Source organism: Devosia sp., from assembly GCF_041917035.1.
Classification (GTDB): Bacteria; Pseudomonadota; Alphaproteobacteria; order Rhizobiales; family Devosiaceae; genus Devosia_A.
In genome coordinates, this window is sequence record NZ_JAYRYM010000016.1 from 1 (window position 1) to 21,242 (window position 21,242).

The 21,242-nt window shown below is 67.4% G+C and carries 22 protein-coding genes; 10 read left to right on the top strand and 12 right to left on the bottom strand.

Going from position 1 to position 21,242, the window contains the following annotated elements; translation table 11 throughout:
- From ACE3TU_RS03445 to ACE3TU_RS03455, 3 genes are all read left to right on the top strand, one after another.
- Positions 1–1,868, top strand: a 1,868-nt coding sequence (locus ACE3TU_RS03445) for a PD-(D/E)XK nuclease family protein (protein ID WP_374620283.1), incomplete at its 5' end; no start/stop codon positions are given.
- Positions 1,869–1,947: 79 nt separating this feature from the next.
- Complete coding sequence (gene trxA / locus ACE3TU_RS03450) at positions 1,948–2,271, top strand: thioredoxin (RefSeq protein WP_374620285.1); 324 nt, start codon at positions 1,948–1,950, stop codon at positions 2,269–2,271.
- A 166-nt stretch (positions 2,272–2,437) separates the two neighbouring features.
- A complete protein-coding gene (locus ACE3TU_RS03455) occupies positions 2,438–2,809 on the top strand; it encodes a YciI family protein (protein ID WP_374620287.1) in 372 nt (123 codons plus the stop codon).
- A 6-nt stretch (positions 2,810–2,815) separates the two neighbouring features.
- Here the strand turns inward: ACE3TU_RS03455 and ACE3TU_RS03460 are convergent, their stop codons facing one another.
- From ACE3TU_RS03460 to infC, 8 genes are all read right to left on the bottom strand, one after another.
- Entirely contained in the window at positions 2,816–4,057 is a 1,242-nt protein-coding gene (locus ACE3TU_RS03460) for an O-antigen ligase family protein (RefSeq protein ID WP_374620289.1), read from the bottom strand.
- A 17-nt stretch (positions 4,058–4,074) separates the two neighbouring features.
- Entirely contained in the window at positions 4,075–6,480 is a 2,406-nt protein-coding gene (pheT, locus tag ACE3TU_RS03465) for a phenylalanine--tRNA ligase subunit beta (RefSeq protein WP_374620291.1), read from the bottom strand.
- Positions 6,481–6,610: 130 nt separating this feature from the next.
- Complete coding sequence (gene pheS, locus ACE3TU_RS03470; protein WP_374620293.1) at positions 6,611–7,741, bottom strand: phenylalanine--tRNA ligase subunit alpha; 1,131 nt, start codon at positions 7,739–7,741, stop codon at positions 6,611–6,613.
- A gap of 219 nt (positions 7,742–7,960) precedes the next feature.
- Complete coding sequence (gene rplT / locus ACE3TU_RS03475; protein ID WP_374620295.1) at positions 7,961–8,362, bottom strand: 50S ribosomal protein L20; 402 nt, start codon at positions 8,360–8,362, stop codon at positions 7,961–7,963.
- A 12-nt stretch (positions 8,363–8,374) separates the two neighbouring features.
- Complete coding sequence (rpmI, locus tag ACE3TU_RS03480) at positions 8,375–8,575, bottom strand: 50S ribosomal protein L35 (RefSeq protein WP_055047457.1); 201 nt, start codon at positions 8,573–8,575, stop codon at positions 8,375–8,377.
- Positions 8,576–8,713: 138 nt separating this feature from the next.
- The gene (locus ACE3TU_RS03485; RefSeq protein WP_374620297.1) at positions 8,714–9,133 is read right to left on the bottom strand and encodes a MarR family winged helix-turn-helix transcriptional regulator; all 420 of its coding nucleotides are present in this window, start codon (positions 9,131–9,133) and stop codon (positions 8,714–8,716) included.
- 71 nt (positions 9,134–9,204) lie between these two features.
- Complete coding sequence (locus tag ACE3TU_RS03490) at positions 9,205–9,969, bottom strand: hypothetical protein (RefSeq protein WP_374620300.1); 765 nt, start codon at positions 9,967–9,969, stop codon at positions 9,205–9,207.
- Between the two features lie 171 nt (positions 9,970–10,140).
- On the bottom strand, positions 10,141–10,677 hold the full coding sequence (gene infC, locus ACE3TU_RS03495) for a translation initiation factor IF-3 (RefSeq protein ID WP_374620350.1): 537 nt from the start codon (positions 10,675–10,677) through the stop codon (positions 10,141–10,143).
- 191 nt (positions 10,678–10,868) lie between these two features.
- Between infC and ACE3TU_RS03500 the strand changes: the two genes are divergently transcribed.
- From ACE3TU_RS03500 to ACE3TU_RS03525, 6 genes are all read left to right on the top strand, one after another.
- Complete coding sequence (locus ACE3TU_RS03500; protein ID WP_374620302.1) at positions 10,869–11,696, top strand: alpha/beta hydrolase; 828 nt, start codon at positions 10,869–10,871, stop codon at positions 11,694–11,696.
- Between the two features lie 99 nt (positions 11,697–11,795).
- Entirely contained in the window at positions 11,796–13,655 is a 1,860-nt protein-coding gene (locus ACE3TU_RS03505) for an NAD(P)H-dependent oxidoreductase subunit E (RefSeq protein ID WP_374620304.1), read from the top strand.
- A complete protein-coding gene (locus ACE3TU_RS03510; RefSeq protein WP_374620306.1) occupies positions 13,652–14,371 on the top strand; it encodes a 2Fe-2S iron-sulfur cluster-binding protein in 720 nt (239 codons plus the stop codon). The genes ACE3TU_RS03505 and ACE3TU_RS03510 overlap by 4 nt, the downstream gene beginning before the upstream one ends.
- A complete protein-coding gene (locus ACE3TU_RS03515) occupies positions 14,364–14,933 on the top strand; it encodes an NADP oxidoreductase (RefSeq protein WP_374620308.1) in 570 nt (189 codons plus the stop codon). Before ACE3TU_RS03510 ends, ACE3TU_RS03515 begins: the two co-directional genes overlap by 8 nt.
- A 9-nt stretch (positions 14,934–14,942) precedes the next feature.
- Positions 14,943–16,388 carry a Ni/Fe hydrogenase subunit alpha gene (locus tag ACE3TU_RS03520; protein ID WP_374620310.1) on the top strand — a complete coding sequence of 482 codons (1,446 nt, stop codon included), beginning with the start codon at positions 14,943–14,945 and terminating at the stop codon, positions 16,386–16,388.
- Positions 16,389–16,392: 4 nt separating this feature from the next.
- On the top strand, positions 16,393–16,872 hold the full coding sequence (locus ACE3TU_RS03525; RefSeq protein ID WP_374620312.1) for a hydrogenase maturation protease: 480 nt from the start codon (positions 16,393–16,395) through the stop codon (positions 16,870–16,872).
- A 33-nt stretch (positions 16,873–16,905) separates the two neighbouring features.
- Here the strand turns inward: ACE3TU_RS03525 and ACE3TU_RS03530 are convergent, their stop codons facing one another.
- Genes ACE3TU_RS03530 through ACE3TU_RS03545 form a run of 4 tightly spaced genes read right to left on the bottom strand, consistent with a single transcriptional unit; the run spans position 16,906 to position 20,293 of the window.
- Positions 16,906–17,565 carry a GNAT family N-acetyltransferase gene (locus tag ACE3TU_RS03530; RefSeq protein ID WP_374620314.1) on the bottom strand — a complete coding sequence of 220 codons (660 nt, stop codon included), beginning with the start codon at positions 17,563–17,565 and terminating at the stop codon, positions 16,906–16,908.
- Positions 17,562–18,434 carry an SDR family oxidoreductase gene (locus tag ACE3TU_RS03535; protein WP_374620317.1) on the bottom strand — a complete coding sequence of 291 codons (873 nt, stop codon included), beginning with the start codon at positions 18,432–18,434 and terminating at the stop codon, positions 17,562–17,564. Before ACE3TU_RS03535 ends, ACE3TU_RS03530 begins: the two co-directional genes overlap by 4 nt.
- A 13-nt stretch (positions 18,435–18,447) precedes the next feature.
- A complete protein-coding gene (gene queG / locus ACE3TU_RS03540; RefSeq protein ID WP_374620319.1) occupies positions 18,448–19,584 on the bottom strand; it encodes a tRNA epoxyqueuosine(34) reductase QueG in 1,137 nt (378 codons plus the stop codon).
- 31 nt (positions 19,585–19,615) lie between these two features.
- Complete coding sequence (locus ACE3TU_RS03545; protein ID WP_374620321.1) at positions 19,616–20,293, bottom strand: glutathione S-transferase family protein; 678 nt, start codon at positions 20,291–20,293, stop codon at positions 19,616–19,618.
- Positions 20,294–20,382: 89 nt separating this feature from the next.
- Here ACE3TU_RS03545 and ACE3TU_RS03550 point away from each other — a divergent pair, with 89 nt between their 5' ends.
- Positions 20,383–21,195: an undecaprenyl-diphosphate phosphatase gene (locus tag ACE3TU_RS03550; protein WP_374620323.1), complete on the top strand. Its 813-nt coding sequence runs from the start codon at positions 20,383–20,385 to the stop codon at positions 21,193–21,195.
- The last annotated feature ends 47 nt before the right edge of the window (positions 21,196–21,242 follow it).

A 21,242-nucleotide genomic window follows, 5' to 3' on the forward strand; every position in this document is an offset into this window, starting at 1 on the left:
AGGGCGGCGGCACGGTGACGCTGTGGCCGCCGATCCGGGATGTGACCGACCCCACCGATCCGGACAACTGGCCGACCGAGCCGCCGGGCGCCACCCCGAGCGCGCAGCGGCAGGTGGCCGAACGGATCGCCCGCGAGATCAAGGGCTGGATCGAGAGCCGGCGGCCGTTGGGACCGCGCGGCCGGGCGGTGCGCGCTGACGATGTGCTGATCCTGGTCCAGGTGCGCAGCATCCTGTTCCACGAGATCATCCGGGCGCTGATCCGCGCCGGCATCCCGACGCCGGGGGCGGACCGGCTGGCGGTGACCGGCCATATCGCGGTGCTCGACCTGATGGCGCTGGGCGACGTGCTGAGCAACCCGGCGGACGACCTGCAGCTGGCGGCGCTGCTGCGCTCGCCGCTGTTCGAGGTGAACGAAGACGACCTGATGGCCGTGGCGCAGCAGCGGGGCGAGCAGCGGCTCTTCCGGGCGATGCAGGACAGCCCCATCGCGTCGGTGCGCGAGGCCTACGCGCAGCTGGCCGCCTGGCGCAACCGGCTGGATTTCGACCGGCCGTTCAACTTCTTTGCCGACGTGCTCTATGCCGGCGGCGGGCTCAGGCGGATGCGGGCCCGCTTCGGCAGCGAGATCGATGACGTTATGGCCGAGTTCCTCGACCTGGCGCTGCTCAGCGAGCAGAATGAACAACCCTCGCTGCTGGGCTTTCTCTCCGAGCTGCGCTCGCGCGAAGTGACGATCAAGCGCGAACTGGCCGAGGGTGGTTCGGGGGTGCGGGTGATGACGGTGCACGGCGCCAAGGGGCTGGAGGCACCGATCGTCATCCTCGCCGACGCGGCGAGCACCGAACGGGGGCGCGACCGGCGCTCGATCTATCTGCGCGCGGCGCCGCCGCTGTTCATCCACGCCTCTTCGCAGGCGACGCATGTGCCCGAGACGCTGCAGCACAAGGAGGCGGCGGAAGCGGCGCAGCAGGCAGAGTACTGGCGCAAGCTCTATGTGGCGATGACGCGGGCCGAGGACGAGCTCTACGTCACCGGGTTCCTGACCTCGCAGGGCAGACTCGACGGCTCCTGGTACGAGGCGGTCGCCGAACGCCTCGTCCCCGCCAGCGAGACGCTGACCGACGCCGACGGCGAGATCACGGCGATCTGCTACCCGGCGACGCGCCCGGTGCCCGCGCCGCTGCAGGAGACAACGTCCGGCCCGCCCCTTGTGGACGCGCACCTCGCCCTGCCGCCGCTGCCGCCGCATAGATCGCGCCAGATCATCCGGCCTTCGGCATGGCACCACGACCCGGACCCGGAGCGGGCCCTGGCAAGCCGCGCCGAACTGAGCCTTGATCCGGAGACCGCACGGCAGGCGGGTACGGCCCTGCACGCGCTGCTCCAGCATCTGGGCCGCGTCGCCGAAGGCAATCGGGGGCAGGTCGCGGCACGGGCGCTCGAGGTGCTGCTCCCCGATGCGCCGGACCAGCACCCGATGCTGGCCGGCAAGGCGCTTGCGATCCTCTCGAGACCCGAACTGGCCCCGCTGTTCGGACCGCAGAGCCGGGCCGAGGTGCCGTTCCTCGTCGACGCATGGCACAATGGCGAGCCGGTGACGCTGGCGGGCCGCCTCGACCGCGTCGTCGCGGGCCCGGATGGCATCCTGATCGTCGACTTCAAGTCCGACGCAGCGCCCGAAATGCTGCCCGAGCGGGTGAAACCGGCCTATCTGGCGCAGCTCGCACTCTATGCGCTGGCTGCACGGCAGCTTTTCCCGGGCCAGCGGATCGAAACCGCAATCTTGTGGACTAGTCTGGAATCGCTGCTAAAATTGCCTGACGCTGCTTTGGCGGAAGCGGCGCGGGGGTTCACCATCCGGTGACGCGCATTGCACTCACTCTGGACTCTGCCTAGCTTTTGGATCAAACAGACCGCCGCTTTCAACCCAAAAGGCAATCTCAATGACAACCCACGTTTCCGACGCCAATTTTGGCGAGGAAGTCCTGTCCTCCAAAGAGCCCGTGCTCGTCGACTTCTGGGCCGAGTGGTGTGGCCCCTGTCGCGCCATCTCGCCGGTGCTCGAGGAACTGTCGACCGAGCTCAAGGGCAAGGTGAAGATCGTCAAGCTGAACGTCGACGAGAACCCGAACACCACCGTCAAGTACGGCGTTCGCTCGATTCCGACGATGATCCTGTTCAAGGGCGGCGAGGCCGCAGACATGAAGATCGGCGCCGGTACCCCGAAGGCCGGCCTCGCCAAGTGGCTGGAGAGCCACGCCGCCTGATCGGGCGCAGATTCGCAGTTCGCCAAACGCCGCTGGCTCCGCCGGCGGCGTTTTCGTTCGATGTCCGCGCGGGAGCGGCGGGCCGGAACCGAGTGACCCGCGCACGATCTCGGTCGATCGATGTCGATCTCGTGGCCCGCCGCTCGACAAGGGACAGCAGGAGGTGATGCGCTTTGTCTGTCTTTTCCATATCGATGCAGAGCAGCTCGGCCGGCTGACATCGGAGGAGCTTGCGCGGTTCGATCTCGACAATCGCGACGCCGACGCCCGGCTGATCGAGAGCGGGCACTATGTCAGCGCCCTGGCGCTTGCCGGGCAGTCGGCAACGGTCCGGCGCCGGGCCGGCCAGGTCTCGCTGACCGATGGCCCCTACGCCGAGACCAAGGAGCAGCTGGGCGGCATCCTGATCATCGAGGCGGCTGACATGGCCGAGGCGCTGCAGATCGCCCAGGATGGCCCGATGGCGGATTTCGGCACGGTCGAGGTGCGCCCCGAACTCGGTGTGGGCTGGCAGAAGCAGCAGCAGGGACGCACGTAGCCCGCGTCAGGCGTCAGCGTCGCGGCAATAGTTGAGCAGCAGCGCCGTCAGCACGACGTAGAGCGTGTTGTGCAGGGGGAAGCTGAGCATCGTGTCGGGCAGGCCGAGAACGAAGTAGCTAACGGTGAGCATGCCGCAGCCATAGAGCCGGGTGTGGAACTGGCTGTCCCTCGGGCTCGCGAGGCAGGCGGAGAGTGGCGTCGCCAGCAGCAGCAGGTAGGCGCCGAGGCCGAACACTCCGTTGGCGACGGCAAAGTTGAGGGCATCGTCGTGCAGATGCGGTAGGCTCGCGTGCGCCTGCTCGAAGGCATCGAGATAGGGCACGATCGAACTCATCAGGCGGCTCCAGCCGTGCCCGAACAGCGGAGCGTCGAGAAAGGCCTGACCCCCGGCACGGTAGAGAATGAAGCGGATGGTCGTCCCCAAGTCCGCCGGGTGATCGCCGGAGGCGAGACGGCCGGCAATGTCGAAAAGCGTTATCGAACGCGCTCCGGCGATATCGGCCAGCCATGCGACGGCACCGAACAACACGGCAAGCCCCAGGCTGATCGACAGCGCCAGCAGCTTGTGGCGGACCAGCATGAAGGCAGCGACGAGGAGCAGCACCGCAAAGGCGATGAGACCGGTGCGGGTCCCGGTCGAGAAGATCACCACCAGCCCCATCAGGGGTCCGAGAAAGTAGACGTAGCGATGCTGGCCGCCATTGGCGGCGGCCCCGATCATGGCGAAGAAGCCGGCCAGCAGCGCGGTGTTGGCGAGGCGGATCGGATCGGTGAAAAAGGTGTTGCCGCCGGCCCTCGGCTCATGCAGCACATAGGTGAAGAAGAGCGATACCAGCAGCCCGACAGCCGCCCCGGCCAGTGCGAAGTCAGCCGCCTTGCGGCTGTTGGCGGGCCGGGCGCCGCGCCGGAACAGCACCGCCAGCGGCACGTAGAGCAGCATGGTGGCGAAGTTGAGCAGCGGGACCAGGTCCGCCGGCTCGCGCAGGGTAACGGCTTCACCCACCCCTAGGAGCAGGAAGCTGAGCAAGAACAGCCACGCGGCACGATCGAGGCCGGCCGACAGCGGCCAGCGGCGCAGCGCGACCCAGCCGGCGAGAAGGACGAGCAGCAGTTGCACCACATAGGTGGTGAAATAGCCCAGCAGGCAGCTGAGGCCCACCGCCGCGACCAGGACAGAACGGCGCAGCAGCGTCTCCACCGACAGTTGCGCCGTCGCGGGATCGCCCTGACGGCCGGGGGCAGGCATAGTGGGCGCCACCGGGATCAGCCCCGCAGCGTGCCGCCGGTCGCCTTGCTCACCGCCGCAACAACCGCTGCCGACACCTTGTCGATCTCCTCGTCGGTGAGTGTCCGTTCAGTCGGCTGCAGCGTGACGGCGATGGCCACGGACTTGCGCCCGTCTCCGACCCCCTTGCCCTCGAACAGATCGAAGACCTCGACCCCGGTGATCAGCGCCTTGTCGGCACCGCGCGCCGCCTTGATGATCGTGGCAGCAGCGACGTCGCGATCGACGACGAAGGCGAAGTCGCGGCTGAGCGGCATCAGGTCGGAGAGCTTCAGGGCTGGCTTGGAGCGGGTCGGCTTGCGGCGCGGTTCGGGGATGACGTCGAGGTCGAGTTCGAACGCGGCGACCGGACCGGTGAGGTCGTATGTCCGCAACAGGCTGGGGTGCACCTCGCCGAACCACCCGATGGTCAGCTTGGGGCCCAGTTGCACGCGGCCGCCGCGGCCCGGATGGCTCCATGCGGCCGGCTCGGCGACGAGTTGCAGCTTGTCGATGTCATGGCCCATGGCGTCGAGTAACGCGGCAAGGTCGGCCTTGGCGTCGAACACCGAGACCTTGCCGGCACCCTGCCAGTGGCGGGTCCCACCCAGACGCAGCCCGGAGGCATAGGTGCGCTGGCCGTCCGGGTCGACGGAGAGGAACACCTGGCCCACCTCGAAAAGCCTGAGATCGGGGAAGCCGCGATTGGCGTTGCGCTGCACGGCGCCCAGCAGGCCGGGCAGCAGCGAGGGTCGCATGTCGGTGAGTTCGGACGCGATGGGGTTGGCGAGCTTGAGTTCGGGGGCGCCGCCGCCGAAGCGGACGGCCTCGTCGGCATGGATGAAGCTCCAGGTGACGGCTTCGTCCAGGCCACGCGCGGCGAGAACGCGGCGGGAGATACGACGACGGTTCTGCAGCGTGGTCAGGATGCGCGGCGCAACATTGGCGAGCCGCGGCAGAGGTTCCACCGGCACATTGTCAACTCCGACCATTCGCATGACCTCCTCTGCGAGGTCGGCCTTCATGGTGATGTCGGGACGCCAGGACGGCACCGACACGCGACGCCGGTTGCCGGCGCCATCCAAGCGGAAGCCGAGGCGGGACAGGATCGCCTCGATCTCGTCGGGGGTGGAGCGCAGCCCGGTAAGGCGTTCGACCTCGGAGAGCGGGAAGTCGATGACCGTGCCGGGAAAGACATCCTCCCCCGAGATCACCGGCTGCATCGGGGTGCCGCCGCACACGTCAAGCACGAGGCGGGTGGCAAGCTCGAGGCCGGGCTCGGTGAGCGCCGGATCGACGCTGCGCTCGAGCCGGTAGCGCGCATCGGACACGATGCCGGTCTTGCGGCCCGACTGGGCGATGAGGTCGGGGTCCCAGCTGGCGCATTCCATCAGCACGTTGACGGTGCCGTCCGTGACGCCGGAGCGGATGCCGCCCATGATGCCGCCGAGGCAGAGCGGGCCGAGGTCGTCGGCGATGACGGTCATCGTCTCGTCGAGGCGGTAGACCTTGTTGTCGAGCGCGTCGAACTCTTCGCCCGACCTGGCATTGCGCAGCACGGCCTGCCCAACGATCTTGTCGGCGTCATAAGCGTGGAGCGGCCGGCCCCAGCCGAGCGACACGAGGTTGGTGATATCAACCACCGCGTTGATCGGGCGGAGGCCGACGGCCCGCAGCCGCTGCTGCAGCCAGTCCGGCGACGGGCCATTCTTGATGCCCTTGAACACGCGGCCCGCGAACTTGCGGATGGCCTTGGGCTCGCCCGCCGAGAAATTGTGTGGGAGGGCAGGGATCGGCGACGGGCCCTTGCTCGGCACCGGCGACATGTCGGTGGCCTTGAGCGTGCCCAGCCCAAAGGCAGCGAGGTCGCGCGCCACGCCGTACACACCCGTCGCATCGCCCCGGTTCGGAGTGATCGAGATATCGATCACGGCGCCGCCGAGCTTGGCGTATTCGACATAGGGCACGCCGATGGGCGCATCGGCGGGGAGCTCGATGATGCCCTCGTGGTCGTTGCTGAGTTCGAGTTCGGCGGCCGAGCAGAGCATGCCGTCCGACTTCTCGCCGCGGATGACGACGCCGGCCTTCAGAGTGAAGTCCTTGCCCGGGATGTAGGTGCCGGGGGCGGCGAAGACCGACTTCATGCCGGTGCGGGCATTGGGCGCGCCGCAGACGACGTCGATCAGCGTGCCGGTGCCGGCATCCACCTTGCAGACGTTGAGATGGTCCGAGTTCGGATGCGGCTTCGCCTCCGCCACGTGGGCGACGACGAACGGACGGAGCTTTTCGGCCGGGTCGACGATCTCCTCCACCTCGAGGCCGATCATGGTCAGCGCCTTGCCGACCTCCTCGGCCGAGGCGGTGGTGTCGAGATGCTCCTTGAGCCAGTCGAGGGTGAATTTCATCGGGATACTCGCAGTTGTAGGTACCGGGTCATTCCCGCGAAGGCGGGACTCCCGGCTTTGGTGTCGGCATGGCAAACGGAGATTCCCGCCTGCGCGGGAATGACTCCGAGTCTTTGGAGGAAGCCAGACATCAGCTTGAGAGGCCGCCAAACAGGGTGGGCAGATCGAGGGGGCGGAAGCCGTAGTGGTCGAGCCAGCGCTTGTCGGCATCAAAGAAGGCGCGCAGGTCGTTCATGCCGTATTTCAGCATGGCGAGCCGGTCGATCCCCATGCCCCAGGCGAAGCCCTGGTAGACATCGGGATCGAGGCCGCAATTGCGCAGCACGTTGGGATGCACCATGCCGCAGCCAAGGATCTCGAGCCAGTCGCGACCCTCGCCGATCCTGACCTCGCTGCCCGAGCGGTCGCACTGAACGTCGACCTCCATCGACGGCTCGGTGAAGGGGAAGAAGCTGGGGCGGAAGCGCAGCGTGACGTTGTCGACCTCGAAGAAGGCCTTGAGGAACTCCTCGAGCACCCAGCGCAACTGGCCGATGTGGCTCGACTTGTCGATCACCAGCCCCTCGACCTGATGGAACATCGGGGTGTGGGTCTGGTCGCTGTCATGCCGATAGGTACGGCCCGGCATCACCACCCGGATCGGCGGATCGATAGCGGGGGTGAGGTAGGGCGCGGCGGGCTTCTCGTTGGTCTTCAGCATGGTGCGGATCTGCACCGGCGAAGTGTGGGTGCGGAGCACGCGCTTCACCCCGTCCGGCGAGGGCGCCATGAAGAAGGTATCATGCATCTCGCGCGCCGGATGGCCCTCGGGGAAGTTGAGCGCGGTGAAGTTGTACCAGTCGGACTCGATGTCGGGACCCTCGGCGATCGAGAAGCCCATGTCGGAAAAGATCGCAGTGATCTCGTCGATCACCTGGCTGATCGGGTGGATGCGGCCCTCGGCCGTCGGGACCGGCCGCACCGGTAGGGTGACGTCGACGCGCTCGGCGGCGAGACGGGCATCGAGGGCGAGCTGCGCCAGCTCGGTGGCCTTCAATTCGATGAGCGCGGTGACTTCGGTCTTCAGCCCGTTGATGGCGGCGCCGGCGCTCTTTCGCTCTTCGGGCGCGATGGCGCCGAGCGTCGCCAGCAGGGCCGAGACCGAGCCCTTCTTGCCGAGGGCGGAGACGCGCACCGCTTCGATGGCAGCTTCATCGCCGGCGGCGGATACCGCAGCGGCAATGTCGGCGCGGAGGGTTTCGATCTGGGCGTCGAGGAACATCGTTCTATTCCGGTTGTCGTCGTTTGCTTCGGGGGCGCCGCACCCACTGCCGTCATGCCGGCGGAGGCCGGCATCCATCCTGAGCGCTCAGGTTGGGCCCCGGCCTGCGCCGGGGTGACGCCGTGGGTGTTGCAACGTCACGGCAGAAACACAAAAGCCCCGCGCCATCCCCGTTCGGGGCGGCGCAAGGCTCAACTCAGGGCCTCAGAAAGGCGAGTGTCAGGCGCTGACGCGCTGGTGCGTGGCCGTCTCGATCTTCTCGAGATATCCCAGGGCCTGCTTGGCCTGGGCGACCAGGGCGGCGAACGCTGAGGGCTCGGTGATCGCGAGATCGGAGAGCACCTTGCGGTCGACGGCAATCTCGGCCTTGCTGAGGCCGTCGATAAATCGACCGTAGGTCAGACCGTGGTCGCGCACGGCGGCGTTGATGCGCTGGATCCACAGGGCGCGGAAATTGCGCTTCTTGGCGCGGCGATCGCGATACGCGTACTGGCCGGCCTTGTCGACGGCGGCCTTGGCGGTGCGGATGGTGTTCTTGCGGCGGCCGTAGAAACCGGAAGCGGCCTTCAGAACCTTCTTGTGGCGGGCGTGGGCGGTAACGCCTCTCTTGACGCGGGACATCTCAGCGGCTCCTTAGCGATTGTACGGCATGTACCACTTGACTAGGCTTTCATCGCCCTTCTTGAGGATTTTGGTCCCCCGGTGAGAGCGGATGTAGTCGGCGTCGTGGCTGAGGAGACGGTGGCGCTTGCCCGCGACGCCCGCCTTGACGCGGCCGGTCGCAGTCATCTTGAAGCGCTTCTTGGCGCCCGATTTGGTCTTCATCTTTGGCATTTTGCTTGTCCTGTTAGAGGCGGCTCGAAAGCCAGCATTCGGGACCGCCACGGCATGCCTTTTGGCCGGGCGACCCGTCGAGAAGGCGGCTGTATAGGAGGAAAGCGCCGGCCGCGCAAGGGGAGTCGGGCCGGGCGTTCAGCGGTTGGCGCTCGCCAGGTCACCGAGTTCGTCGAGCAGTTGTGCCGCCTCGGTGCGGCTGAGGCCGGCGAGCGACCGGCGATCGGCGGCGGCGACGGCACCGGCCGCGGCGGGCAGCGCGGCGCGTGCCCTGTCCGACAGGTACAGGCCCTGCGCCCGCCCCTTGCCGAGCGAGGATTTCTCGATCCAGCCCTCGGCCTCGAGCCCGGCGAGGGTGCGGGCGACGCCGGGCTGCTCGAGATCGAGCCGGGTGACCAGTTCCGCCTGCGTCAGCCCTTCGCGTTCACCGATCTCGGCCAATGCGGTGAACTGCGCCGGGTGCAGCCCGTGCGGCGCCAGGGCCAGGCGCATCTGGTTGGCGAGCCGGCGGGTCAGCAGGCTCGTGACGTGAAACAGCGTGTCCTTGTGGTCGAACATGGCCCTCCCCCCTGAGAGACGGAGCATCATAGGACCGTCGGCTTAAGCACAGGTTGCCTCGCCGCCCGCGGTCACGTGACGATCTCCGACCAGGGGCGGATGCCGCTGCGGGTGTCGGCGGCGGCCCGCGCCACGGCCATCTTCTGGGCAGCGGTCATCTCGTCGGAGATCACATTGTTGGCGTTGGCCGGATCGAGCAGCCCGCGCGCCACGAAGAGCTGGGCCAGATAGCCCAGTACCTGCCAGACATTGTCGGCCAGTTCCCCCGGCGGCCTGCGGCGTAGCGCGGCGACGACGCTCAACTCGAGGTAGAAGGACGGGAAATCGAGTCCCTGCTGGTCACGCCAGAGCTTCATGATGCGAACCTCCTCCTGCCGGCCGGCCTCGACGGCATCGAGCACGTGGTGAGTGAGGTTGGTCTTCATCGGCGCGGCGCGGCGCGAGGAATAAATCTCGTGGATGTCGTTGCTGATCGATTCCCGCTTGGCCGGAATGATGTCGACAAGCACGTCCTCGACCCGGACGCCGACGGCGACGGGACGGCGCACGGGCGACAGATTCTGCCGCTCGAGGGCGAGGAACAGCGACTCGTAGATCTCGTGCAGCGTGAAGGGGACCTGCGGGCTCAGCGACAAGACGAAGTCGATGCCGACGCCGGAGCGGTTGGCCATGCCCTTTTCGAACGCGCCGATCGGATAGATCTCGAGCAGATGCCGCCCCGCCCAGGTCGCGCAGAGCTGTTCGACGCGCGGCTCGAGCCGCCGCAACGGCGCTTCGACCCCGCTATCGACCGCCTCGCGATGCAAGATGGCGCGCAGATAGTCCGACGGCGACAAAGAAACCCCACCCTGAAAACCAGCGCGAGTTTTACTAAAGTGCACCCACCCATGCCACCTGCCGGCTGGCGAAAACAGTCCTTTGGTTAGGCGTTAAAGTTAACCCGGGCGGCGACCGGAAAAGCAAAGGGCGGCCGAAGCCGCCCTTGAAATCACCGGACCTGGCGACCCTCACTTGGGCGCCAGCACCATGACCATCTGCCGTCCTTCCGAACGCGGGGACGACTCCACCTTGGCCTTGGCCTCGAGTTCGGCCTGCACCTTGACAAGCAACTGCATGCCCAGATCCTGGTGCGCCATCTCGCGACCGCGGAAGCGCAGGGTGACCTTGACGCGATCGCCCTCGTCGAGGAAGCGGTTCACCGCCTTCATCTTGGTCTGGTAATCATGGTCGTCGATATTCGGCCGCAGCTGGATTTCCTTGACCTCGATGACCTTCTGCTTCTTGCGCGCCTCGGCCGCCTTCTTCTGGGCCGCGTACTTGAAGCGCCCCAGATCGAGCATCTTGGCGACGGGCGGCGTGGAGTTGGGCGAGATGATCACCAGATCCAGTCCCTGCTCCTGCGCCTCTGCGAGCGCTTCGCGGGTTCGCACGACGCCACGATTGGCGCCTTCCCCATCGATCAGCTGGACTTCGGAGGAAGAGATGTCTTCGTTGGATTGCGGCCCATCCTTCTGGGGCGCAACGGGTCTCATGGGACGACGAATGGCAGGCGATCCTTCGGCTGTTACCGGAGCGGCGGGAAAATCGGCGCTAAAATCGTGCCGCCGGGGACATAAGTCAACAGCAGCACGACCAAGAAACGTGCGATCTTCCGCAATTGGCGACAAACTGTTGCCGTGAACAGCTCCGACGGGCAGACCGTCGTATCGACGCCACCCAGACGACAGGTTCGGACATGCGCGACGCCCAGCAAGACCCTCCGCTCGAGACCCTGGTCGCCGGCGCTGGCGCCGACGCGCGCGCGATCGCCGTGCTGCGCCGCGGCGGGCGTGTTCCGGGCCTGTTCTGGCTCGGCGGCTACCGCTCCGAGATGACCGGCTCGAAGGCCGCGACGCTCGATGCACTGGGGGCCGAGTACGGCCTTGCGGTGACGCGTTTCGACTATTCCGGGCATGGACGGTCGGGCGGAGAATTCCGGCATGGCACGATCACGCGCTGGCTGGAGGAAGCCATCGCCGTGTTCGCGACGACCAGCGGACCACAGATCGTGGTCGGCTCATCGATGGGTGGATGGATCGCGCTCCTCCTGGCGCGGGTGCTGGGCGGCAGCGGCCGGATCAAGGCCCTGGTGCTGGTCGCGCCGGCGGTGGACATGACCGAGGAGCTGATGCTCAAGGGGTTCACCCGCAAGGAGCGCCGGACGCTGGCAGCGACCGGCCTCGTGGAGCAGCCCTCGGCCTATTCCGACGCGCCCTATCCGATCACCCGTGAGCTGATCGAGGATGGCCGGCGACACCTGCTGTTCGGCCACGGAATTCGAACCGGGTGCCCGGTGACCATCCTGCAGGGCGGCAGCGACCCCGACGTGCCGCGTGCCCACGCGCTGCGTCTGCTCCAACACCTGCTGAGCGACCCGGTGACCTTCACGCTGGTGCCCGACGGCGACCATCGGCTGAGCCGCCCGGAAGACCTCGCGCAACTTCGAGCGGCCGTCCTGGCGCATGTCGGGGCTCCGGCGGAGCAGCTCTCACTCGCTTTCGACGGGCCTGCGCCCGGGCCATGAGGAAGAAACCGTCTCGAGGCGCCGCCGGCTCGTCCGCGTTGCGCGGAACGGGCTGGCGATTCGCGCGACGACAGGCCATCATGTCCCGAGGAGGGGCGGATGGACGTGGATCCCAGTTCGGAGCGGAACGACGGCGACGCGGTGGCTTCCCGGATCGTCGCGATCTGCGCCGCTTACGGCAATGACCGTCACCGCATGCTCGATATCCTGCGCGATGTGCAGGAGGCGTTCCGCTGCATCTCCGCGCAGAGCCTCGAGACGGTCGCTGCCTGCACCGGCCTGTCGCGGGTGCAGGTGGAAGGGGTGGCGAGCTTCTACTCCTTCCTGTCGCTGACGCCGAAGGGTCGGATTACCATCCGGCTGTGCGACGACGTCGTCGACCGCTTCGCCGGGCTGGCCGCGGTAGCCGCCGCGTTCGAGGCAGCACTCGGCATCCGGATGGGCGAGACCTCCGCGGACGGTGCGTTCTCGCTCGACTATACGCCATGCATCGGCATGTGCGACCAGGCCCCCGCCGCGATGATCAACGACGTGGTGGTCACCCGCCTCACGCCCGAGCGTGTCGCAGGCATTGCCGCGGCGCTGAAGGACGGGAAGTCACCGCTCGAGGTCGCGGTGCCGGCCCCGGCCAGACTGTCCCCGGCCGAGCGGGCGGCCGCGATGGTCGAGAGCAACATCCGCCATGCCGGGCCAGTGCTGCTCTGCCCGGTGCCGAGCGACGCCGGGCTGCGGCAGGCACTCGAGCTGACGCCCACGGCGATCATCGACCGCATCGAGGCCAGCGGCCTGCGCGGCTGCGGCGGCGCAGGCTTTGCCGCCGGGCGCAAGTGGCGCAGCGCCGCGGCCGAGCCGGCCGAGCGCCGCTTCGTCTTCTGCAATGCAGACGAGGGCGAACCGGGCACCTTCAAGGACCGGGTATTGCTGACCGAGCGGGCCGACCTGCTGATCGAAGGCATGACCATCGCCGCTCGCGCCATCGGAGCGCGCGAGGGCCTGATCTACCTGCGCGGCGAGTACGCCTATCTGCGGGAGCATCTCGAGGCGGTTCTCGACAAACGGCGCGGGAGCGGACGGCTCGGGGCCGGCATCTTCGGGATCGACGGGTTTGATTTCGACCTGCGCCTGCAGATGGGCGCCGGCGCCTATGTCTGCGGCGAGGAAGGCGCGCTGATCAGCTCATGCGAGGGGCTGCCGGGCGAGCCGAAGACCCGGCCGCCCTACCCCGTCAATCGCGGCTACCTGGGTTTTCCGACACTCGTCAACAATGTCGAGACGTTCTGCCACGCCGCCCGCATCCTCGATCGCGGCGCCGACTGGTTCCGCGCCATGGGGACGGACAAGAGCCATGGCACCAAGCTCTTCAGCGTCTCGGGCGACTGCCTCAATCCGGGCGTCTACGAGCTCACCTACGGGATGACGCTTGCCGAACTCCTGACCCTTGTCGGTGGCGAGGACGCGGCTGCGGTGCAGGTCGGCGGCCCGAGCGGCACGATGGTCGATCGCGCCAGTTTCCACCGCCGCCTGAGCTTCGACGACCTGGCCACCGGCGGCGCCATCATCGTGTTCTCGGCGCGGCGCAACATCCTCGAGATCGTCGACTACTACATGTCGTTCTTCGTGCACGAGAGCTGCGGCTACTGCACCCCGTGCCGGGTCGGCAACGTGTTCCTGCACAAGGCCATCGGCAAGTTCCGGGAGGGCCTCGCCAACCCCGAGGACATCGACTACCTGCGCGATCTGTCGCAGACCATCATCGAGACCAGCCGCTGCGGACTGGGCATGACTTCGCCCAACCCGATCCTGTCGACGCTGCAGAACTTTCCGCTGGTCTATTCGGCGCTGGTCAAGAGCTCGCCGGACCGGGTGCGGGCGAGCTTCGACGTGCAGGCGGCAATCGAGGGCGCGCGACACATCGCCAAGCGGCGATCGACCATATTCGACAAGGACTATTCAAGATGAGCGGCGCAGGCTTCAGCTTCACCATCGACGGGGTCGCGGTGGCGGCGGAACCGGGCCAGACGATCATGGAGGCAGCGGATGCCGCGGGCCTCTACATCCCGCGCCTGTGCGACCACGAGGGACTGCGCCACCAGGGCGGCTGTCGGGTCTGCACGGTCAAGGCGGGCGGGCGCAGCGTGTCGGCGTGCACGCAGCCGGCCGCCCCCGACCTGGTGGTCGAGAACGAGACGCCCCACCTCAACAAGCTGCGGCGCGACCTGGTGGAGATGCTGTTTCACGAGGGCAATCACCTGTGCCCGATCTGCGAGGCCAGCGGCAATTGCGAACTGCAGGCCATGGCATACCGGCTCGACATGACGGCGCCGACGCGCTTTCCCTACCTGCAGCCGAGCCGCACGCTCGACGCCACGCACCCCGACATCGCCCTCGACACCAACCGCTGCATTTCCTGCGGACGCTGCATCCGCGCCTCTCAGGACGTCGATCGCAAGGGCGTGTTCGGCTATGTCGGCAGGGGCATTCACCGCCGAGTCGCTGTGAACGGCGACAATCTTGCTCTGACCGATGCGAGCATCGAGGACGAGGCCATCGCCGCCGGCACCTGTCCGGTCGGCTGCATCATCCGCAAGCGCCACGGCTTTGCCACCCCGATCGGAGAACGCCTCTTCGACAAGGGGCCGATCGGCCACGAGATCGAGGACAAGCGCCGTGGGTGAACGCCGCAAGCCGCGCCTCGCCACCGTCTCGCTGGCGGGCTGCTTCGGCTGCCACATGGCGATCCTCGATATCGACGAGCGCCTCGTGGGGCTGATGCAGGCGGTGGAGTTCGACCGCTCGCCGCTGACCGACCTCAAGACCTTCACCCGCCGCTGCGACATCGGCATCATCGAAGGCGGCTGCTGCAATGAAGAGAACGTGCATGTGCTGCAGGACTTTCGGCGCAACTGCGACGTGCTGATCGCGCTCGGGCAATGTGCGATCATGGGTGGCCTGCCGGCGATGCGCAATGCCATCATGCAGTCGGAAGCACCGCTGCGCGAGTGCCTCGAGGAGGCCTACATCACCGGTGCCTACATCCGCAACACCACCCACCAGATCCCCAACGATCCGGCGCTGCCGCTGCTGCTCGACCGGGTCTATCCCTGTTCCGAGGTGGTCGAGATCGACTACCAGATCCCCGGCTGCGCGCCTGGCGGCGACATCATCTTCGAGACGCTGAGCAGCATCCTGGCCGGCCGCTTCCATGGCTTTTCGCGCGACAGCTTCAAGTTCGACTAGGGGGGCGCGATGGGCGAACCGCGACTGATCGAGATTTCGCCGGTGACCCGGGTCGAGGGGCACGGCAAGGTGACCATCCACCTCGACGCGCAGAACCGGGTCGAGGAGGCGCGGCTGCATATCGTCGAGTTCCGCGGATTCGAGCGGTTCATCCGCGGACGCCTGCTCTGGGAAGTGCCGGTGATCGTGCAGCGCCTGTGCGGCATCTGCCCGGTCAGCCATCACCTCGCGGCCGCCAAAGCCATGGACGTGATCTGCGGCGTCGACGTCCTGCCGCCGACCGCCGAGAAGATGCGCCGCCTGATGCACTACGGCCAGGTCATGCAGAGCCATGTGCTGCACTTCTTCCACCTCGCCGCCCCGGACCTTCTGTTCGGCTTCGGCGCGCCGGCCGAGCAGCGCAACATCTTCGAGGTGATCCGGCAGAATCCAGAACTGGGTCGCCGTGCCATCGCCATGCGCAAGTTCGGCCAGGACGTGATCGAGGCCACCGCCGGCAAGAAGATCCACGGCACCGGCGCCATCCCCGGAGGGATCAACCGCAACCTGCCGATCGCAACCCGCGATGCCTTTCTCGGACAGATCGACGACATGCTGGTCTGGGCGCAGGAGGCGCTGGCCCTGGCCATGGGCTACACGCAGGACCATGCCGACCTTGTGGGCAGCTTTGCCGCCTTCCCCTCCAACCACATGTCGCTGGTACGGCCAGGCGACGGCGCGCTCGAACTCTATGACGGGCAGTTCCGCGCCATCGATTCGGCCGGCGCCACGATCTTCGATGGGCTCGAGTGCCGGCGCTATCACGAGGTGCTGGTCGAGGACGTCAGGTCCTGGTCGTACATGAAGTTCCCGTTCATTCGCGCGCTCGGACCCGAGGCCGGCTGGTATCGAGTCGGACCGCTCGCCCGGATGAACACGGCGAGCCACGTCGATACGCCGCTCGCCAACGCCGCCCACCGGGACTTGCGCGCCCATACCGGCGGCGCCCCCAACAACACCGCGCTCGCCAATCACTGGGCCCGGATGATCGAAGTAGTCCACTGCCTCGAGAAGGTCCGCGAGCTGCTGCACGACCCCGACCTGCAGGGCACTGACCTCGTGGCCAAGGGAGAGCGACGCGAGGAAGGCATCGGCGTCATCGAAGCGCCGCGCGGCAACCTCATCCACCACTACCGCGTCGACGAACACGACCAGGTCACCTACTGCAACCTGATCGTGTCGACCACGCACAACAACGAGGGCATGAACCGAGCGGTCAAGGACGTCGCCAGCCGCTACCTGTCGGGGCAGGAGCGAATCACCGAGGGCATGCTCAACCACATTGAGGTGGCGATCCGGGCCTACGATCCGTGCCTGTCGTGCGCCACCCATGCGCTGGGCCAGATGCCTCTTCAGGTCGAGCTGTTCGATGCCGCGGGGCACCTGGTCGACAGCCGCCGGCGCAGCGTGGGCTGATCGCATGGCCCTGCTGGTGATCGGATACGGCAACGCGGGACGGGGCGACGACGGACTCGGCCCGGCCTTCGCCGCCCGCATCGCCGCCGCCGGCTACGCCGAATGCCGGACGGAGATCGACTACCAGCTGACCCCCGAGCATGCGCTTCAGATCGCCGGGGCCGACGTGGTGCTCTTCGCCGATGCCGAGCTCGGCCTCGATCGCCCGTTCCGGCTGGAGCGCCTGCGCGCCGAGCGGGGCGGGGACATCGCGAGCCATGCGCTGGCCCCGGGCGCCGTGCTGGCACTTGCCGAACTGCTCTACGGGGCAACGCCCGACGCCTGGGTCGTGGGCATTGCGGGACAGGATTTCGGGGCGGTCGCCGAGGGCCTGAGCGAAACGGCCTCCCGCAACCTCGAGCTGGCGCTCGCGGGCTTTCGCGACTGGCATGGTGCCCCGCGAGCGCCCGATCCTGCGGCGGGGGATTCAGCCAGCCTGCCCTGACACCGGCGACGGCGGCACGCCAGTCGAACGGGCTCAGGGACCGCCGTGTCGCAATGGCTGCCTCTGACGGCCCTCGGTGTCGAAATTGCCGGGATCGAGCCAGCGCTCGAGCGCCGCCCGCCGCGCGGGCCACTCGCCGTCGAGCATCGAGAACCAGGCGGTGTCGCGACTCTGCCCGCGCACGATCATGTGCTGGCGGAACACGCCCTCGAACGTGAAGCCAAACCGGCGCGCGGCCCGCTTCGAGGGCTCGTTCCGATCGTTGCACTTCCACTCGAAGCGGCGGTAGCCGAGGTCGTCGAAGAGATGACGGGCGAACAGGTAGAGGGCCTCAGTGGCGAGGCGCGTTCGCGCAACCGTCGGCCCCCAGTAGATATTGCCGATCTCGATCACGCCGTGCTGGGGCTCGATGCGCATCATCTGCTGCCAACCGCCGGCACGTCCTGTGGCCTTGTCGATGACGGCGAACAGGATCGGGTCGGACAGCGCCGACTGCTGCGCGATCCAGTGCTCGAAGCCGACCACCGAGGAGGGGGGATCGGACGGCAGGTAGGCAAAGCGCTCGACGAGATCGGGGACGGTCACTGCTGCGAGCAGGTCCGCCGCGTGCGTCGCACTGACCGGCTCGAGCCGGACATACCGGCCATCGAGCACGCGGCGGACCGGGGCGGAAGCAGGGCGCGGCTGGATCATGCGTGGGCCTTCCAGATGGCGTCGAGGCCTTCGCGATAGGTCGGGTAGAGCAATTGCGTGCCCAGCGCCTCGAGGACACGACGAGACGAGACGCGCTTATTGTCGGCATAGAAGCTGCGCGCCATGGGGGTCAACTCGGCTTGATCGAAGGGCATCTCGCGCGGCGGCGGGACACCCATGACGGAGGCCGCGTAGGTGACGAGATCCTGCGGTGGTGCCGGCTCGGCATCGGCGACGTTGTAGGTGCCGGCAAGTCGGGCAAATGCGGCAAGCGCCGTGATGCGGCCGATATCGGCCACATGGATGCGGTTGAACACCTGTCCGGGCTTGACGACGCGGCGCGCCGTGCCCTCGCGCAGCTTGTCGAAGGCCGAGCGGCCGGGTCCATAGATCCCGGCCAGCCGCTCGATGAACAGCGGTATGCCGCGCGCAGCGGCATAGTCGCGCCAGGCCTGCTCGGCGGCCACACGCTGCTGCGAACGCAGGTTCATCGGTCGCGTCGGGGCCTCCTCGTCGATCCAGGCACCGCCAAAATCGCCATAGACCCCGACGGTGGAGAAGTAGCCGATCCACTGCAACCCGGGAGCGGCGTCGAGATCGGCGCGATGATGCAAGAGCGCCGCGTCTCCTCGCTCGTCGGGCGGAATCGAAACGATGACATGGGTCGCCCGCCGCAGGTCCTCGGCAAGGGTCGGGCCGGGAGCCTCGCCATCGAACACGTGGATGCGGTAGTTGGTGTCGACAAAGGCCTCGGCGCCCTCGGCGCTCCGGGTCGTGCCGGCAACCGGGATGGTGGGATCGCGCAACTCGTGCAGAGCGCGGGCGGTGGCGCGCGAGGAGTAGCCCATCCCGAAAAAGAAGACGTCCATGGCAATGCGTTCTCTAGTTGGCGCGCGCCGGCTGGACGACCGCGTTCCATTCTGCCTGAACGCTCATGTCGCGCTCTGCGGGCATAAACGCAAGCCTCAGCGCTTCGGATCGGTTCGGGTCCAGGCGACGCAGTGCCCAGACAGCGGCTCCGCGAACGAGCGGCGAGAGATCGATCAGACGGGCCTCGACGGCGTCGACAAGATCGAGGTCGCCCGAATTCCCGGCGGCGATAAGGACGTTGCGCAGGAACCGTGCGTGACCGATGCGCTTGACCGGCGAGCCGACGAACAGGGCGCGAAAAGCCGCCTCGTCGAGTGCGAGCAGATCGGCGAGGGCCGGCGCGCGCAGGTCCTCGCGGGCCTGCAGTCGTGCCTCTCGCGTGGCGCTGGCAAACTTGTTCCACGGGCAGACGGCGAGGCAGTCGTCGCAGCCATAGACGCGATTGCCCATGGCAGCGCGGAACTCGTGCGGGATGGGACCCTTGTGCTCGATGTTGAGATAGCTCAGGCAGCGCCGCGCATCGAGCTGGAACGGGGCGGGGAAGGCCGCCGTGGGGCAGATGTCGAGGCAGCGGGTGCAGGTGCCGCAACTCTGCGGGTGAGGCCCGTCGGCGGGCAGTTCGGCGCTGGTCAGGATCGCGCCGAGGAACAGCCAGGAGCCGAGCTCGCGCGAGACCAGCACGGTGTGCTTGCCCTGCCAGCCGAGGCCGGCCGCTTCGGCGAGCGGCTTTTCCATCAACGGGGCGGTGTCGACGAAGACCTTGACCTCGGCGCCGGTGCGGCGACGCAGCAGTCCGGCCAGTTCCTTGAGCCGCCCCTTGATCACCTCGTGGTAGTCGCGATTGCGGGCGTAGACCGAGAGGTTGGCGCGATCGGTGCGTGCCAGCAGCGGCAGGGGGTCCTCGTCGGGGCCGTAGTTCATTCCCAGCATGATCACTGAGCGGGCCGCGGACCACAGCGCCCGAGGTGCCGCCCGACGATCGGGGGATTCGGCCAACCACTCCATGTCGCCGTGCCAGTCGCGTTCGAGGGCGATGGCGAGCCTGCCGGCGAGATCCGGCCGGGCATCGGCGGGCGCGATGCCGAAGGCGTCGAAGCCGAGCGCCCGACTGCGGGTCCGTAACTCGGAGATGAGCGCGGACGTCGTCATGTGCCGCGCCGGTGCAGGTCGCGCACCCGACTCAGAAGTCCAGATCCGCGTAGCCTGCAGCGGCGGGCATGCCGGGCACGCGATCATTGAGCAAGGTGCGGAAGGCCGGTCGGGATTTGATGCGGGCATACCAGTGGCGTGTCTCAGGCGAGGTATCCCAGTGCACGTCACCCAGGTAGTCGAGGCTGGACAGGTGCGCGGCGAGCGCAAAGTCCGCGAGCGTCATGGTGGCACCGGCAAGCCACTGGCGAGTAGCGAACAGCCAGTTGAAGTAGAGCAGGTGCTCGGCGAGGTTGGCCTTTGCCACCCGCAGCACACCCGGGTCGGGCGTGGCACCTCGTTGGTCGCGCTTGACGATCTTCTCCTCGAGAACGTAGCGCGTCACCTCGTCGTTGAGCTTGAGCAGCACCCATTCGAGCAGCCGCCACATCTCGGCGCGGTCGCGCGGCTGGGCCGGGAACAACCCGGCGACGGCGGTGGGCGCATAGCGTTCCTCGATGGCATGGAGCACCGCCAGCATGCCCACGATGGGCGGCTCGCCCGACTCGATCATGATCGGCACGGTGGCGGCCGGGTTGATCTCCAGAAGGTGCGACTCGCGCGTCCAGGGCTTCACCTCCTCGAGGTCCGCGGGAACGCCATACTCGGCGAACATCAGCCGGCAGAGGCGGGAGGCGGGATCGAGCTTGTGGTGCAGCAGCCGTGGCATGGGGGCGAGGACTGGTCCTTGGCGGGGTCCGGCAAATCGGGCTAGAAGCAGCCCGCCGTCCCCTGAACTTGGGATGAGTAGGGGATCAGATGAACGCCGATCAAGGTCTTTTTGTGCCGGCCATCCTCGGCGTCATCGAGGGAGTTACCGAATTCCTGCCGGTCAGTTCCACCGCGCACATCCTTCTCGTGGGTCACTTCCTCGGGTTCGACAGTCCGGGCCGTGTGTTCGAAGTGTTGATCCAGCTCGGCGCGATCCTGGCCGTCGTCGTGGTCTATTTCGGCCGCCTTCTGGCCATCCTGCGCGATGCGCTGGCCCGCAAGCCCGGCGCCTTGCGCTTCATGGGCGGAGTGCTGCTCGCCTCGCTGCCGGCAGCGCTGGCAGGGGTGCTCCTGCACGATTTCATCAAGACGGTGATCTACGAGACGCCGGTCGTGTTCTGCGTGTCGCTGATCCTGGGCGGCATCGTGCTGCTCTATGTCGACCAGCTCAAGCTCACCCCGAAATACACCGACATCTACTCCTATCCACCTCTGCTCTGCCTGTATGTCGGGCTGTTCCAGATGCTGGCGCTGATCCCCGGAGTGTCGCGCTCGGGGGCAACGATCGTGGGCTCGCTGCTGCTGGGCACCGACAAGCGGTCGGCGGCCGAATTCACCTTCTTCATCGCCATGCCGATCATGTCGGGCGCATTCCTGTACGATCTCTACAAGAGCCGCGATTTCATCACCTCCGAGCTCGGCGCGGCGGTGATCATCGGCTTTGCCGCAGCCTTCGTCACCGCCTTCTTCGTCGTGCGCTACCTGCTCGACTACATTTCGCGGCACGGCTTCTCGCTGTTTGCGTACTGGCGGATATTCGTGGGCGCGATCGGACTGTGGGCCATCCTGCTGTTCGGCTGATGCCGGCAGGGTGACAAATGCGCCGGGCACGCCCATTATGCCTGCAG